Origin of the sequence: Acinetobacter sp. WCHA45 (assembly GCF_002165255.2) — a bacterium.
Taxonomy (GTDB): domain Bacteria; phylum Pseudomonadota; class Gammaproteobacteria; order Pseudomonadales; family Moraxellaceae; genus Acinetobacter.
This window is the reverse complement of the sequence record NZ_CP028561.1, coordinates 1-15,226: the sequence shown is the minus strand read 5'-3', so window position 1 is coordinate 15,226 and position 15,226 is coordinate 1. Positions and strand designations below refer to the sequence as shown.

The window sequence follows — 15,226 nt, the reverse complement described above, 5'->3', positions numbered from 1 at the left end:
GGTCTGTATCTGAAGTTTAAAGTGCGATTAAGGACTTTTTAACAGATTATTTATAATTCTCTTCCTGCAAAGCACATTCAAAATTTTTAGCATCTTCGCGACAACGGAATTGCCATAACAACTTCATCATACGCTTATCGTAAATTCCTTTTGCTGTCAGGTTAATACGTGCCTCACGCATTAATTTTTGATAGCCAGGTTTATCAGCAGGAGGTACTTCCATCCAGTATTTTTGTGGAATATCCGCTTTCATTTTACCCAAGATACCAAAAGCACGTGGCAATTGTGCCTTCACCCATTCTCTTGATTTTTGACCAAAACCAGCAGGGAATTTATCAGGATGGATAATCAGGTTGCCTGTCACCTGCAAGATTGGGTAATTGACAATCGCCCCTTTAGTACCTAAACCTTTGTAAAGTTCTAATGGTTTAAACGCGGCAGCAGGTGCACCTATGATGTCAACCTGACCATTATTAAATTTAGCACCAAAATTAGTGATATCTGAACTTACAGCTTGAGCACCCACTTGTGAAGCCATAATTTTTTGTGCTTCATCATAGTCTAAAACCGCAATTTTTTTACCTGCAGCTTTTGCAACGGTATTGATATTACGGTCATTTACTAATAAATATGCATCACCAATCGGAATCACACCAGCCACTTCATATTTGCCATTCACCATCGCTTTGGCAAAAGTTGGACTGGCTAACCCTTGCATCACTTTGACAGCAAGCTTAAGGTCGGTGATAGCACCAATTGCATCTAATGAGCCTGTAAATGGATTGAATTGTCGGCCTCGCATACCTGTGATACTGACGCCATCACATTTCCCTGCTTTAAAATCTTCAGCAATTACAGCTTCATTCGTCGCTACTTTGAGTTCAATATCTGCACCCCAAGTTTTAGCTGCAAGCTGATAATCTTTCATTAATGCATATACATCGCCGCTTTTACCTACGATGTCAAATACACACATTGTTTGTTTTGCTTGAGCTGCAACAGAGACAGTTGCTATGCCTGTTGCAAGTAGTAAAGGCTTAAACCATTGCATATTATTTTTCCTTTGCATCTATATTGTTTTGTTGCGAAACATTTACGTATATGAAGAGCAACGTTCTATCCTAATAAGGTCTTCAAATGAATATATGTTTAAATACAGTCGTTTTTAATCTTCCTGATTAAAACATATTTTAAATCTTCTCGATTTCATTTGTTTTTATATGAGTATGATTGCGATATTTCTATATAAAGACAATGACTTAAATGACAAGCACTTAAAAACAAAAAGCCTAGAAAAATCTAGGCTTTAAGTTACTTTTATGGCATTTGATGATTATTCACCAGGTAATGCACATTCAAAGTTCGCTTTGTCTACTGAACAACGTGCTTTCTTCAATACTGACATCATACTAGCATCATAAATACCACGTTTAGTCATTTCTAAACGACCATCACGCATTAGTTTTTGATATTTTAACTTGTCTTCAGCAGTTAAGTTCATTTTGTATTTTGCTGGAATTTCAGCTTCATAACGTTTTATCATTGCGAAAGATTTTGGAAGTTGCTTCACAAAATAATCACGAGATTTTTGGCCAAAACCAGCTGGGAATTTTTCTGGGCGCAACACAAGATCCGCAGTCACTTGTAACACTGGGAAGTTAAACATCGCACCGTTAGCACCTAAGCCTTTGCTCAACTCTAATGGCTTATATGCATAAGCAGGAGCACCTACCATATCTACTTGGCCATTGTTAAATTTAGCAGCAAAGTTAGAAATATCAGAAAGTACAGCTTGTGCACCTACGCGTTGTACCATAATTTTTTGCGCGTCATCATAACCCAATACTGCAAATTTTTTACCCGCTGCTTTTTCGATTGAGTTAATGCTCTTATCACGCACGAAAATATAAGCCGCACCTAATGGAGCAATACCACCAACTTCGTATTTATTACCACCAAGGTTAGTTACCATTTTTGCTGCATTACGTTGATCTAGAACATAAGTAATCGCACGTTGAGCGATTTCATTACTTGGCGCACCACCTAAAGAGTCAATAGAACCCGCAAACTTGTTATATGGACGAGCACGCATTGCTGTCATTGCTACAGCAGCACATTTACCCGCTTTAAAGTTATTATCAGCGACTTGTTCATCTGTGATTGCAAGAAGGTTTACATCAGCGCCCCAGCCTTTTGCTGCAAGTGCCCAGTCCTGCATCATTTTGTATGATTCACCTGACTTTCCTAATAAGTCGAATACACACACATCAATTGCTGCTTGAGTAGAAGCAGATACACCTAAGATCGAAGTTGCTGCAATAGCTAACGCAATTTTTTTCATATTTTTCATCCTTCCACAAACTTTATGTTTGTCTCCTTGTTCGAAGCAAATATTAATCATGTTTTTCAAAAAAAAATAGAGCTTGTGCTCTATTTTTATGTCAATAATGTTTACTTTTTGTCCTTTTTATCTCATTCACTTATTTTCATAAACATATTTGTGATAAGTGATGACTTTCGTTAATCAATTTATAAATTCAGGAACAAAACTATAACTATTCGGCACTCAAAGAACATTCAAAGTTAGTGCGTTCAACCGTACAACGTGCTCGTTTGAGGACGTTCATCATGCTGGCATCGTAGACTCCTTGTCTGGTCAAGTTCATTCGTCCATCACGCAACATTTTTTGATAGCGAATTTTATCTTCACTAGACAATGTAATTCTTTTCGCATTCATACCCGCTTCTAAACGCTGTACCATTGCGAAGTTACTTGGCAATTTGTTCACGAACCATTGTCGAGATTGGGTACCAAAACCACTTGGGAATTGCCCAGGGCGAATAATTAAATCCCCCGTGATGTTCACAACTGGAAAATTAAATAATGCGCCATTTGCTAAACCTTTACTAATTTCTAAAGGTTTATATGCATATGCTGGTGCAGCAATTACATCTACCTGACCACTATTAAACTTCTTCACAAAATCTGAAATATCAGAGGGTACAGCAACAAGATTTATGCTTTCAACAATCGTTTTTTGCGCTTGATCATAATGTAAATACGCAAATTTTTTGCCTTTGGCCTTTTCAATCGTATCTATATTTTTATCACGTACGAAAGTATAGGCTAAGCCAACTTGAATAATACCAACAACTTCGTATTTCTCACCATTGGTTGTTGCAGTTAAACGGTGTTGGTTACGCTTATCAAGCACATAAGTAATTGCTTTCTGTGCAATCGCATTGCTAGTCACCGCACCTATAGCATCAACAGATCCTGCAAATTTATTATATTTACGAGCACGCATAGAGGTCATATAAACCCCGTCACATTTGCCCGCATCAAAATCTTTTTCTGCTTTCTCTTCGTCCTGATAAGGGATCAGCTCAACATCAGCTTGCCATGTTTTTGAGGCAAGCTTCCACTCTTCAACAAGTTTGTAAGACTCGCCAGCTTTTCCCAATAGATCAAATACACAAATTTCTTGTTTTGCCTGTACAGGAGTAGTCATGACAAATAGAGTCGCAGCACTCAATGCCAAAAGTCCTTTTTTCATTTTGTTTTCCCTTATTTGCTGTTTTTGCATATTTTTCCACCACCGAGAGACGAATATAGTCAGATCTTAACTAAAAGCCTAGTCCTTTTATTTACATACATCGGGTTTTACTGATTTTTAATAGTACTCATCACATTTTACTCATTGATAAAATATCTATTTTCCCTATCAAATGATTTGTTCAAATCACCACACAATTCAATCTGGATTCAGATTTTTATTCACCTCCCAATGAACATTCAAAACGGGTTCTTTCCACTGAACAACGTGCCCGTTTCAACACGCCCATCATCACTGGGTCATAAATACCATCTTTGGTAAAACGGATTCGTTGCTCCCTGAAAAGTTTTTCATAATTCTCAACTTCTTGCTTAGAAAGCGAATATTTATATTTTGTTGGAATGGCATCCTCAAGCCGTTTAATCATGGCAAAACTTGTTGGAATTTGTTGTATAAACCATTCCCGTGAATTCAGAGAGAAACCTGCGGGAAAAGAATTTGGGCGAATAATCAACTCAATCGTAATATTCACAACAGGAACGTTGTCAAACATTGCCCCTATTGTTCCCAGTCCTTTCTCAATTTCCAGAGCTTTATAGGCATAGGCAGGCGATGCAATCACATCGGCCTGATTGGCATTAAATTTTTTGGCAAAATCAGAAACGTCTGATGGCAACCCAACCATTCCGATTGCTTCAAGAATTTTCCTTTGTGCATCATCATGTTTCAGATAAGCAAATTTTTTGCCTTTGGCTTTAGCAAGCGAGTTGATACTTTTATCATGTACAAAAATATAGGCCAGACCAAACTGGGAAATCCCTGCAACCTCAAAGGTATCTCCATCTATTGTTGTGATCAGACGGCGTTTATTACGCTTATCCAACGCAAAATGGATCGCTTTTTTTGCCACCTGATTATTGATCACACCACCAATTGCATCTATTGAACCTGCAAACTTATTGTATTTACGGGCGCGCATGGAGGTCATATATACTCCCTCACACTCACCAGCTTCAAAATCATTCTGTGCCTTGGCTTCGTCCTTATAGGGAACCAACTGAATCTTGGCTTGCCAAACCTGTGCAGCCAGCGCCCATTCCTCCGCGACTTTATACACTTCTCCCGCTTTTCCCATCGGATCAAACACACAAATTTTTTGTTTTGCCTGAGTTTGACCCGCAACGCTGAACAATGTTGCAGCAGCTAAAGCGAATAATCCTTTATTCATTACATTCTCCCTATAGAATTATTTAATCATCAAAAATTTAAAATCTATTCACCACCCAGTGAACATTCAAAATTGGTACGTTCTACAGTACAACGCGCACGCTTTAAAACGCTCATCATACTGGCGTCATAAATCCCCCGTTTAGTTAAACCAATTCGAGCTTCACGCAAAATTTGCTGATAACGCATTTTGTCTTCATTGCTCAGATTCATTTTATATTTCGCTGGTAGTTCAGCCTCGATTCTTTGGATTAATGCAAAATTATTATTCAAACGATTCAAGAACCAATTTCTTGAATTTTGACCAAAGTTGCTTGAGAATTTTTCAGGACGAATGATCAGGTCCATGGTCATGTTGACAGCTGGAAAAGTAATAATTGCCCCATCATTTCCCAAACCTTTAAAGAGTTCTAATGGTTTATAGGCATAAGCTGGTGCTGCCATAATATCGGCTTGGCCATTGTTAAATTTTTTAGCGATATCGGAAATGTCCGAAAGGACCGCTTGCCCACCCAAGCTTTTAACAACGATTTTTTGTGCTTCATCATAGCCGAGAACAGCAAATTTTTTACCTTTGATGTGCTCAATAGTATCCATTTTTTTATCTTTAACGAAAATATAAGCCAGACCAATTTGTGATATACCGACAACTTCGTAGACCTGATTACCTATACTACTGGTCAGACGACGTTGATTACGCTTATCTAAGGCAAAACTAATGGCTTTTTGTGCAATTGCATAACTCGGTACAGCACCAATCGCATCGACAGAACCTGCAAATTTGTTATAACTCCGCGCACGCATAGATGTCATGTACACACCATCACATTTGCCCTGCTCGAAATCATTCTGGGCCTGAGCTTCATTTTGATAACCCAGTAAAGTGATGTCACTGCGCCATGTTTTGGCCGCCAAAGCCCATTCCTCCATCGCCTTATAGGCCTCGCCAGATTTTCCCAACAAGTCAAAAACACAAATTTTAGTATCTGCATTGACCTGCATACTTCCCCCCAACATCAGCATTGCCCCCACGGCAAGAATTGCTTTGTTCATCCCTAATCCTGTCACTATACTTTTAATCTTGTTGCTTATTTTTCACTAAAACTAAATAATAATCTGATTTGCATCACAAAAATAGAGCTTTTACTCTATTTTTTATTGGTAGAATGATTTAATTCGATCAGTTTGATCTGTAATATAAAAATTTGCATTCATGGGCGATCACCTTAAAATGCAGCTATCTCATCGCTATTTTGCATACTCATGATTCAATTTGACCAAGTTTCATTACGCCGTGGTGGGCGAGTTCTATTTCAAAAAGCATCGATGCAGCTTCACCCTGGCTGGAAAATTGGTCTTACTGGCGTGAATGGCGCAGGCAAATCAACACTATTTGCTGCTTTCTTAGGTGACTTGGTTGCAGATGAAGGGAATCTAACTCGTCCAGCGGTTTGGACTGTGGCACACATGGCTCAGGAAATTAAAGCCTTAGAAATGCCAGCAATTGATTTTGTTTTGTCTGGTGACGAAGAATATTGGGACATTCAAGAAAAATTAGCGCATCCAGATCAACTGAGTAATGATGATTTAGCTAAATTACATGGTCGATTTGATGAAATTCATGGTTATGCAGCACCTGCGAAAGCAGCCCAATTAATGGCAGGTTTAGGATTTCTTGACCATCAAATCCGTTTAAATGTCGCAAGCTTCTCTGGTGGTTGGCGGATGCGTTTAAACTTAGCACGCACCTTAATGAGTCGTTCAGACTTACTGTTATTAGATGAACCAACGAACCATTTGGACTTAGACGCCATCTTATGGCTAGAAGATTGGCTTAAAGCCTATGAAGGAACATTGGTGCTGATTTCGCATGACCGTGATTTTCTCGATGCAATTACGGATCATATTCTTCATATTGAAAATCAAGAATTAACTTTATATACAGGCAACTACTCTACCTTTGAAACGACACGTAGCGAGCGCTTAGCACAACAACAACAGGCTTTTGAAAAGCAACAAGAAACGCGCGCCCATCTGCAAAAATTTATTGATCGCTTTAAAGCCAAAGCAACTAAGGCTCGCCAAGCGCAAAGCCGTATCAAACAGTTGGAACGCATGCAACAACTTGCACCTGCTCATGTCGATACGCCATTTACCTTTAGTTTCCGTGAACCCACCAAAATGAGTTCACCCTTGCTGAGTTTAGATGCAGCGACTATTGGTTATGGCGATAAAATGATTGCTGAAAAAATTCGCCTGCAAATTACTCCAAGTTCTCGTATTGGTTTACTAGGGATGAACGGCGCGGGTAAATCAACGCTGATCAAAACTTTAGTGGGTGATTTACCATTACTTGCAGGCGAACGTAAAGCCTCAGAATTACTCAATATTGGATATTTTGCTCAGCACCAGATGGATGCTTTAGATGCTAATGCCAGTCCAATGCTACAATTGGCTCGTATTGCTGATAAAAAGATCAGTGAAGCCGCATTGCGTGCTTTTTTAGGTGGATTTGGCTTTAGTGGCGAACGTATGGATACGCCGTGTGAAAGCTTTTCAGGTGGCGAACGTGCTCGCTTAGCTTTGGCGCTGATCGTATGGCAGCGCCCAAATGTTTTAATTCTAGATGAACCGACCAACCATTTAGACTTAGATATGCGCCATGCTTTAAGTATGGCTCTACAAGATTTCGATGGTGCAGTGGTCTTAGTTTCACATGAACGTCAACTGATCGCCAGTGTCTGTGATGATCTACTTTTAGTACATGCAGGAAAATGTACGGAGTTTGAGGGTGATTTACAAGACTATGCCAAGTGGTTACGTGAAGCGCGCCAACAGCTCATTAATTCACAGAATGCAGTACAGCAACAAACAGTAGCGTCTCAAAATACAGCAGCTAAAGTTGACAAAGAAGCACAACGTAAAGAAGCCGCTCGTCGTCGTGAAATAACTCATCCTATTCGAAAAAATATTGAGAAAGCTGAAACTCAAATTGAAAAGATTCAGCCACGCTTAGCTGCAATTGAAAATGAATTAGCAGATAGCACTCTGTATGAAGCTCATCGTAAAGATGATTTAATCAAGCTAATGAATGAACAAACTGAGCTAAAATCTAAGCTGGAACAGTACGAAGAACAACTGTTAGAGTTGATGATGGAGCTTGAAGAGTTAGAAAGTTCTTTTGAAGTTTAAAATAAATGCCTAATTCTCTTTTTGGGAATTAGGCTTTTTCTAATCATAGAAAAATAAATAACGACATTACGATTTGCTTAGAGACTAAAAAATAATAAAAATACCGATAAAAGTGTCATGATTCTGCCAATCATTTCAGATCAGGTCTAAATTGGAATTTCCTCATAAAATTGAGCTTTAGGTTCAGGCTAGATATACTCAACCTGATCATTTTAAAGTTATTACTTTTAAATGCACATCGAGAACTAAGTTCATTTTATATTTTTGTACTTCAATTTGGTGAGTACTCGATTTTGGATCATACAAACTGAATGAATTCTTTAGATTTTATTTTTAACTTTGAACATATTCTTCCCATTTTAATTCAAGAATATGGCTTATGGATTTATGCGATCCTATTTTTGATTATCTTTTCAGAAACCGCCTTTGTGTTTATGTTCTTTTTACCAGGCGATAGTCTTTTACTCACCGTAGGCGCTTTATGTTCAGTTATTGAATTTATGCATTTGGGTTATATGATTAGCTTACTTTTTATAGCCGCAGCTTTAGGCTACATGGTGAATTATCACATTGGTCGTCATGTTGGTGACCGAATTTTTAATATGGAATCTCGATTTATCAAACAAGAATATCTAAAGAAAACTAATACATTTTTCTTAAAACATGGCGGGAAAACTATTCTATTGGCTCGTTTTATCCCATTTGCACGTTCTTTTGCGCCTTTAGCCGCTGGTTCTAGTGCTATGAATTATACCCATTTCGTAATTTATAATATCTTAGGCGCGCTATTGTGGATTAGTGTGCTGGTCACTGCTGGTTATTTATTTGGACATGCACTCATTCAAGTCAGCGATTTAGTTAAAACCTAATCAACGGAATGTTCCACGTGAAACCTTCATATAAGAAAAGGCGATGCATCAAGCATCGCCTTTTCTTATATACGAGAGAAATAATACAAACTAAATCTCACATTAATTTAATTAAGCATCAATATCCGCATTTAGTGCATTTTCTTCGATGAAGGCACGACGTGGTTCTACATCATCACCCATCAAACAAGAGAACATACGATCTGCTTCAATTGCATCATCAATGGTCACTTGCAACATATTTCGATTTTCAGGATCCATCGTCGTTTCCCAAAGCTGCTCAGCATTCATCTCACCCAAACCTTTATAGCGTTGGATCATCATGCCACGGCGCGAGTCTTGTAAAATATGTTGCCATACTTGATGGAAATTACTTACCTGAATACGACGCTCGCCTTTTTGCAGATAAGCTCCTTCTTCAAGTAACTTAAACCAGCTCTTCGAATTCTTCAATAAACGCGCATATTCAGCAGAATTTAACAGACCAGCATCGAGTAAATACGAATGCGGTAAGTTATGTACATAGACAGTGACACGTGGCCAATAATGTGCTGATTTCTCACCTTGTGCATTTTCACGTTCAAACGTTTCTAATATAATCTCAGGACGTAAGCTTGGTTGTAACTTTTCAATTGCAACACGTAATTGCTCAGCCCATGATTCAACATAGTCACGTTCATGATTGTGATCTGTTTTAAATGCATCCAGCTCAAGTAAACCATCCAATAAACTTGCAGGATAGCGTTGAGTGAGGCGTTGTAAGCTCTTCTGTGACACCTGATAATCCGCAATCACACTCGCTAATGCTGCACCATTAATCGCTGGTGCTTCAGCGCTGACATGTAATGCAAGTTCATCAATCGCATTAGAAATTAGGTAAGTTTCAAGTGCATCATTATCTTTGATGTACTGTTCTTGCTTACCTTTCTTCAACTTATACAATGGTGGCTGTGCAATATAAATATATCCACGCTCAACCAATTCTGGCATTTGACGGAAGAAGAAGGTCAATAACAAGGTACGAATATGTGAACCATCCACGTCCGCATCGGTCATGATAATGATTTTGTGATAACGCAATTTGTCTGGATTGTATTCTTCACGCCCAATCCCACAACCTAAAGCAGTGATGAGTGTACCAACTTCTTGACTTGAAATCATCTTATCAAAGCGCGCACGTTCAACGTTCAAGATTTTACCTTTCAACGGTAAAATCGCCTGCATTTTACGGTTACGACCTTGTTTAGCACTACCGCCCGCAGAGTCACCCTCGACTAGATACAGTTCAGACAATGCTGGGTCTTTTTCTTGACAGTCTGCCAATTTACCAGGCAAACCTGCGATGTCTAAAGCACTCTTACGACGGGTCATTTCGCGTGCTTTACGCGCTGCATCACGCGCACGCGCCGCATCAATGATCTTACCTGCAATCGATTTCGCTGCTTGTGGATTTTCCAGTAAATAAGCAGAAAACTCTTTGTTCATGGCCTGCTCTACCGCAGGTTTTACTTCACTCGAAACCAATTTTTCTTTGGTTTGTGAAGAGAATTTAGGATCAGGTACTTTCACTGAAATAATTGCAGTTAAACCTTCACGGGCATCGTCACCTGTGACAGCAACTTTTTCTTTTTTCAATAAACTTTCATTTTCCATGTAGCTGTTTAAGCCACGAGTCAATGCTGCACGGAAACCTGCAAGGTGTGTACCACCATCTTTTTGCGGAATGTTATTGGTAAAGCAACGTACATTTTCCTGATAACTATCATTCCACTGCAACGCAACTTCAACCCCAATACCATTGTCAGCAGCAACGGTAAAATGAAAAATATCATTCAAATGGTGTTTACCTTCGTTAATATATTTAACGAATTCAGATAAACCGCCTTCATAGTCATAAACATGCTCAAGATTGACACGCTCATCACGTAAAACGATTCGAACACCTGCATTCAAGAAAGATAGCTCTCTTAAACGACGTGCCAAAATATCAACACTAAAAATGGTTTGGCTAAACGTTAGCTCACTTGGCCAAAAACGAACCGTTGTACCCGATTTATCTGTTTCACCAATCACACGTAATGGATATTGTGAATCACCATGCTGATATTCTTGCTCGTGAATTTGTCCAGCACGATAAATTGTAAGTTGTAATTTTTTTGATAAAGCATTTACAACTGAAACGCCTACACCGTGTAAACCGCCTGACACCTTATAGCTATTATCATCAAACTTACCACCCGCATGCAGAATGGTCAAAATCACTTCTGCCGCAGATATCCCCTCTTCTGGGTGAATATCTGTTGGAATACCACGACCATTATCGGATACGCTGACCGACTCATCCTCATGGATCGTGACTAAAATTTCATCACAATGTCCTGCTAAAGCTTCATCGATGGCATTATCCACCACCTCAAACACCATATGGTGTAAACCTGTACCGTCATCAGTGTCACCGATATACATACCAGGACGTTTACGAACCGCGTCTAATCCACGTAAAACTTTGATACTAGAGGAATCATAAGCTTTTTCATTTGATTGTTCTGTTTGAGAGACTGATTGAGACTCTGAACTCATGGTTACTCCCTAGTAAATATTAATCTATCCAAAAATGAGGAAATAAAATTATGGTGCAGCAAGACTGACTTGACCGTGAACAACGTGGAATAATTGAAAAGAAATCGACAAATCCTGTAAGTGTTTTAATACCGACGCATGGTCTAAGGTGGTCATAAAAACTTGACTTCCTAACTGACTCAATCGCTCAATTAACCGTTGTTGTGCGGTCTCATCTAACTCTGCTGTCAGATCATCTAATAATACCACAGTTTCCTTATTACTCGCATGCAGCATTGCAATTTGTGACAGTTTTAATGCCATGATTAACAACTTTTTTTGCCCACGAGAGAGTACATCATCCGCATTGCCAAAAGGTGTTTTTAACCGTAAATCAGCACGATGCGGACCATACTCAGTATAACGCCGATCTAGATCTTTTTGATGCTGCTGAACCAAGTCTTGCAATAGACCTTGCTCAGTATGAAAACCAGGATTGTATTCCAGTTCTATCTCAAGATTAGGTAGCAGAATTTTTAAATCTTCATGGAAAAATTGGTTCCATTGCTCAACAATACTGACCCGTTGTGAATGCAGCATTTCGCCATAATCACTGAGCATTTTATTCCAAGGCTCTAAATCAGCCAAAGTCAGATTGCGCCGTGTCTTGAGCAAACTATTCCGTTGTTTGAGTGCTCGAGAATAATACTGCCATGCAAAATAAAACTCAGGTTCCACGTGGAACATTAACCAATCTAATAACTGTCGCCTAGGCTTTGCGCCGTGGTCAATGATATCGGTACTTTGTGGATCGATATGCTGTAAAGGTAATAATTTTGCCAGTTGACCTTGAGTCGCAATGGTATCGCCATTGACCTTAATCACCTGTTCGCCCGAAGCCAGCTTTTGCATGCCAATACGTTCAGTGGCAGATTGCGCAAAAACAATCGCATCGCCGGCTTCATATTGAATGTAATGTTTTGGAATATGGGTGCGAAATGAACGCCCTGTTGCCAGTAAATGAATAGCCTCTAGAACTGACGTTTTTCCAGAACCATTTGCGCCGTAAAAAATATTAAACGGTTGCAACTCATGGAGTGCAACCGTCTTTAAATTACGTACACGTTCGATATTTAAACGCGTGATTTGCATGCTTTAAAACTCAAACATCAATCGTCATTAAACTCGCATTGGCATCACGACATAAGTTTGATCAGGATGCGCTGGATCTTGAACAAGCACCGACTGATTGGCTTCACTCATGCTCATTTTCACGTCATCACCATCCAACACACCAAGTACTTCAAGGATATATTGCGCATTAAATGACATTTCTAAAGGTGCATCTTGATATTGAATTGCAATATCTTCAACCGCCTCATCTTGTTCTGGGTTATTGGCACGCAACTGCAATGAATCTTGATTAAAATTCAAGAAAACACCACGAAGTTTTTCATTACTTAAAATAGCAACACGTTGTAAAGATTGCTTAAAGACATCATGAGCAATAAAGACATGCTTGTCACCATTTTTAGGAATCACACGGCGATAATCAGGGAACTTTCCATCAATTAGTTTAGTGGTGAAACGCACGGTAATATCGCCATGCTCTTTATCACGGCTTGGCGTATTGATGGTGACATTCAACAATTCACGTCCAATCAGCAAGGTCAGTTGTTCATCCTCAATGCTGAGTAAACGCTGTAATTCACTAACCGCCTTGCGTGGCACAATGGCCTGAATTGATGTGGAGGCTGTCGATGAAGCAGACACTTCACACAATGCCAGACGGTGACCATCTGTTGTGACTGTACGCAATTGATTGTGATCAATTTCCAGCAGTGTACCCGTTAGATAGAAACGAACATCCTGAACCGCCATCGCAAAGGCTGTTTTTTCAAATAAACGTTTTAATTCACGCTGAGTGACTTGAACCTGAGTACCTTGACTATTGTCAGTCGTGAGTAATGGATAATCTTCTGCTGGAAGGGTACCTAATACGAAACGGCTATTGCCTGATTTTAAAATACAGCGTTGGTCTTCTGTTATTTGCAAATCAATCAAGGCTGCTGTCGGAAGGGATTTACAGATTTCAACGAGTTTACGTGCAGGAACAGTTGTTTCACCCACCTCTAAACAAGCACCTTCAGATAAAGTTGTGCTTGCGACTAATTCAACTTCTAAATCAGAACCCGTAATCGTTAAGGCCTGTTGAGTGGTTTGAATTTTGACATTTGAAAGAATATTCAAAGTATGGCGACGCTCAACAGCCCCCACCACATGTGATAAAACGTTGACTAAACTTTCTTTAGCGATTTTCAAACGCACGATTTTATTCCTCTTACAACAGAAGCTGATATGAATGTTAGCAGTGTACTATGCTGCACTTAAAAGTAGTTTGCAACTCTGAAAAATAGATTAACTTTGTAACAGACGAAGTAAGTTTTTATAATCTTCATTAAAAATTGGATCTTGTTCGCGCAAGCTGACCACTTTTTCGCAGGCATGCATCACGGTACTATGATCACGGCCACCAAATGCCATTCCAATCTCAGGAAAACTATCCCCTGTCAGCTCTCGGGCTAGCCCCATCGCTAATTGGCGTGGACGTGCATAAATACGGGTGCGCTTAGGTCCAATTAATTCTTTTAATGGGATACGGAAATATTCACTGACGACGCGCTGAATATTTTCCACACTAATGGTGCGTGCACGAATCGCTAAAACATCTTTTAATGACTCACGCACCACATCCAAATCAATCGCAGTGCCTTTAAAACGTGAGATAGCCACCACCTTATTGAGGGCACCTTCAAGTTCACGAACGTTTGCGACCACTTGTTGTGCAATGAATAAAGCACAATTTCGTGGCAAATCTACCCCACTATTTTCAGCTTTTTTTAGCAAAATTTCGATACGTGTTTCAATATCTGGTGGCTCAACACCAACAGATAATCCCCAAGAGAATCGAGAAACCAAACGCGGATCCAATTCCGTGAGTTCTTTTGGATAACGGTCTGAAGTTAAAATAATTTGTTTAGATTCATCCAGTAAAGCATTGAATGTATAAAAGAATTCAACAAGGCTTGCTTCTTTACCAGCAAGCAAATGAATATCATCAACCAACAATAAATCTAAAGAACGACAATTTTTCTTAAACTCTTCAACCTTACCTTTCTGCAATGAACTGACAAAGTCTTGTACAAAACTTTCCGAGGTCATATACATGACACGTGCATTCGGTTTGGCTTGTAAAAGTGCATTCCCTACGGCTTGCATCAAGTGTGTTTTACCCAAACCTGTTGGACCATATAAAAATAAAGGATTGTGCTGAGATGCGCCTAATTGGGTTAATACCTTACGGCAAGTCTCAGCAGCCATTTGGTTAGAACGGCCTTCAACAAATAAAGAGAATGTAAATAATGGGTTGAGTTGTCTTTTCTTTGGTATTTTCGCGACATTTTGACTTGGTTGCACCAAATCAGTTTCTTTCTTAGCTTTAATAGGAACGATTGGAGTGGTTGAAGTGTTTCCTAAAGCAGCTGTCGTGGTTGCAGGTTGCTCATGAGAAGACAAAATAGTACCTGGACGCGAATCAACCAAGATTTCAACCTGACGTACTCGACCTTCCGATAATTGCTCAGCAAGAATTGAAATTAACTCTAAATGGTTGTCTTGAATATAACGTGTCCAATATGGATTAGGTGCATATAAACGCATCACACCGTCAACTTCTTCAGCAACCAAAGGACGAATCCACATCGCAAAGACGTTGTCAGAGAGCTCTTGTCGCAAGCGAGTTAAGCAGTCTGTCCAGAGCAT

The 15,226-nt window shown here is 39.4% G+C and carries 11 protein-coding genes; 2 read left to right on the top strand and 9 right to left on the bottom strand.

The window, feature by feature from the left end; translation table 11 throughout:
- Positions 1 to 46 precede the first annotated feature (46 nt).
- The 5 genes from CDG55_RS01225 to CDG55_RS01205 form a co-directional block, all read right to left on the bottom strand.
- The gene (locus tag CDG55_RS01225) at positions 47 to 1,051 is read right to left on the bottom strand and encodes a putative solute-binding protein (protein ID WP_087537341.1); all 1,005 of its coding nucleotides are present in this window, start codon (positions 1,049 to 1,051) and stop codon (positions 47 to 49) included.
- Positions 1,052 to 1,333: 282 nt separating this feature from the next.
- Positions 1,334 to 2,341 (bottom strand): putative solute-binding protein, encoded by a 1,008-nt coding sequence (locus CDG55_RS01220; protein ID WP_087537345.1) that lies wholly within the window; start codon positions 2,339 to 2,341, stop codon positions 1,334 to 1,336.
- A gap of 214 nt (positions 2,342 to 2,555) precedes the next feature.
- A complete protein-coding gene (locus tag CDG55_RS01215) occupies positions 2,556 to 3,557 on the bottom strand; it encodes a putative solute-binding protein (RefSeq protein WP_087537340.1) in 1,002 nt (333 codons plus the stop codon).
- A 217-nt stretch (positions 3,558 to 3,774) separates the two neighbouring features.
- The gene (locus tag CDG55_RS01210; RefSeq protein WP_087537339.1) at positions 3,775 to 4,785 is read right to left on the bottom strand and encodes a putative solute-binding protein; all 1,011 of its coding nucleotides are present in this window, start codon (positions 4,783 to 4,785) and stop codon (positions 3,775 to 3,777) included.
- A gap of 44 nt (positions 4,786 to 4,829) precedes the next feature.
- Complete coding sequence (locus CDG55_RS01205) at positions 4,830 to 5,837, bottom strand: putative solute-binding protein (RefSeq protein ID WP_087537338.1); 1,008 nt, start codon at positions 5,835 to 5,837, stop codon at positions 4,830 to 4,832.
- 210 nt (positions 5,838 to 6,047) lie between these two features.
- Here CDG55_RS01205 and CDG55_RS01200 point away from each other — a divergent pair, with 210 nt between their 5' ends.
- Positions 6,048 to 7,976: an ATP-binding cassette domain-containing protein gene (locus CDG55_RS01200; protein WP_087537337.1), complete on the top strand. Its 1,929-nt coding sequence runs from the start codon at positions 6,048 to 6,050 to the stop codon at positions 7,974 to 7,976.
- Positions 7,977 to 8,287: 311 nt separating this feature from the next.
- Complete coding sequence (locus CDG55_RS01195; RefSeq protein WP_087537336.1) at positions 8,288 to 8,845, top strand: VTT domain-containing protein; 558 nt, start codon at positions 8,288 to 8,290, stop codon at positions 8,843 to 8,845.
- Between the two features lie 111 nt (positions 8,846 to 8,956).
- On the opposite strand, the gene gyrB is transcribed toward CDG55_RS01195, so the two are convergent.
- The 4 genes from gyrB to dnaA all read right to left on the bottom strand — a co-directional run bounded on the left by gyrB (position 8,957) and on the right by dnaA (position 15,226).
- On the bottom strand, positions 8,957 to 11,425 hold the full coding sequence (gene gyrB / locus CDG55_RS01190) for a DNA topoisomerase (ATP-hydrolyzing) subunit B (RefSeq protein WP_087537335.1): 2,469 nt from the start codon (positions 11,423 to 11,425) through the stop codon (positions 8,957 to 8,959).
- Positions 11,426 to 11,473: 48 nt separating this feature from the next.
- Entirely contained in the window at positions 11,474 to 12,556 is a 1,083-nt protein-coding gene (gene recF, locus CDG55_RS01185) for a DNA replication/repair protein RecF (protein WP_005158912.1), read from the bottom strand.
- Positions 12,557 to 12,583: 27 nt separating this feature from the next.
- Positions 12,584 to 13,732, bottom strand: a complete 1,149-nt coding sequence (gene dnaN, locus CDG55_RS01180) for a DNA polymerase III subunit beta (protein ID WP_087537334.1) — start codon at positions 13,730 to 13,732, stop codon at positions 12,584 to 12,586.
- A gap of 90 nt (positions 13,733 to 13,822) precedes the next feature.
- Complete coding sequence (gene dnaA / locus CDG55_RS01175) at positions 13,823 to 15,226, bottom strand: chromosomal replication initiator protein DnaA (protein ID WP_087537333.1); 1,404 nt, start codon at positions 15,224 to 15,226, stop codon at positions 13,823 to 13,825.

What these genes read in the sequence shown, in the direction of transcription:
- CDG55_RS01225 (WP_087537341.1), bottom strand. Translation starts at nt 1,051, where the DNA reads ATGCAATGGTTTAAGCCTTTACTACTTGCAACAGGCATAGCAACTGTC.
- CDG55_RS01220 (WP_087537345.1), bottom strand. Translation starts at nt 2,341, where the DNA reads ATGAAAAAAATTGCGTTAGCTATTGCAGCAACTTCGATCTTAGGTGTA.
- CDG55_RS01215 (WP_087537340.1), bottom strand. Translation starts at nt 3,557, where the DNA reads ATGAAAAAAGGACTTTTGGCATTGAGTGCTGCGACTCTATTTGTCATG.
- CDG55_RS01210 (WP_087537339.1), bottom strand. Translation starts at nt 4,785, where the DNA reads ATGAATAAAGGATTATTCGCTTTAGCTGCTGCAACATTGTTCAGCGTT.
- CDG55_RS01205 (WP_087537338.1), bottom strand. Translation starts at nt 5,837, where the DNA reads ATGAACAAAGCAATTCTTGCCGTGGGGGCAATGCTGATGTTGGGGGGA.
- CDG55_RS01200 (WP_087537337.1), top strand. Translation starts at nt 6,048, where the DNA reads ATGATTCAATTTGACCAAGTTTCATTACGCCGTGGTGGGCGAGTTCTA.
- CDG55_RS01195 (WP_087537336.1), top strand. Translation starts at nt 8,288, where the DNA reads ATGAATTCTTTAGATTTTATTTTTAACTTTGAACATATTCTTCCCATT.
- gyrB (WP_087537335.1), bottom strand. Translation starts at nt 11,425, where the DNA reads ATGAGTTCAGAGTCTCAATCAGTCTCTCAAACAGAACAATCAAATGAA.
- recF (WP_005158912.1), bottom strand. Translation starts at nt 12,556, where the DNA reads ATGCAAATCACGCGTTTAAATATCGAACGTGTACGTAATTTAAAGACG.
- dnaA (WP_087537333.1), bottom strand. Translation starts at nt 15,226, where the DNA reads ATGCTCTGGACAGACTGCTTAACTCGCTTGCGACAAGAGCTCTCTGAC.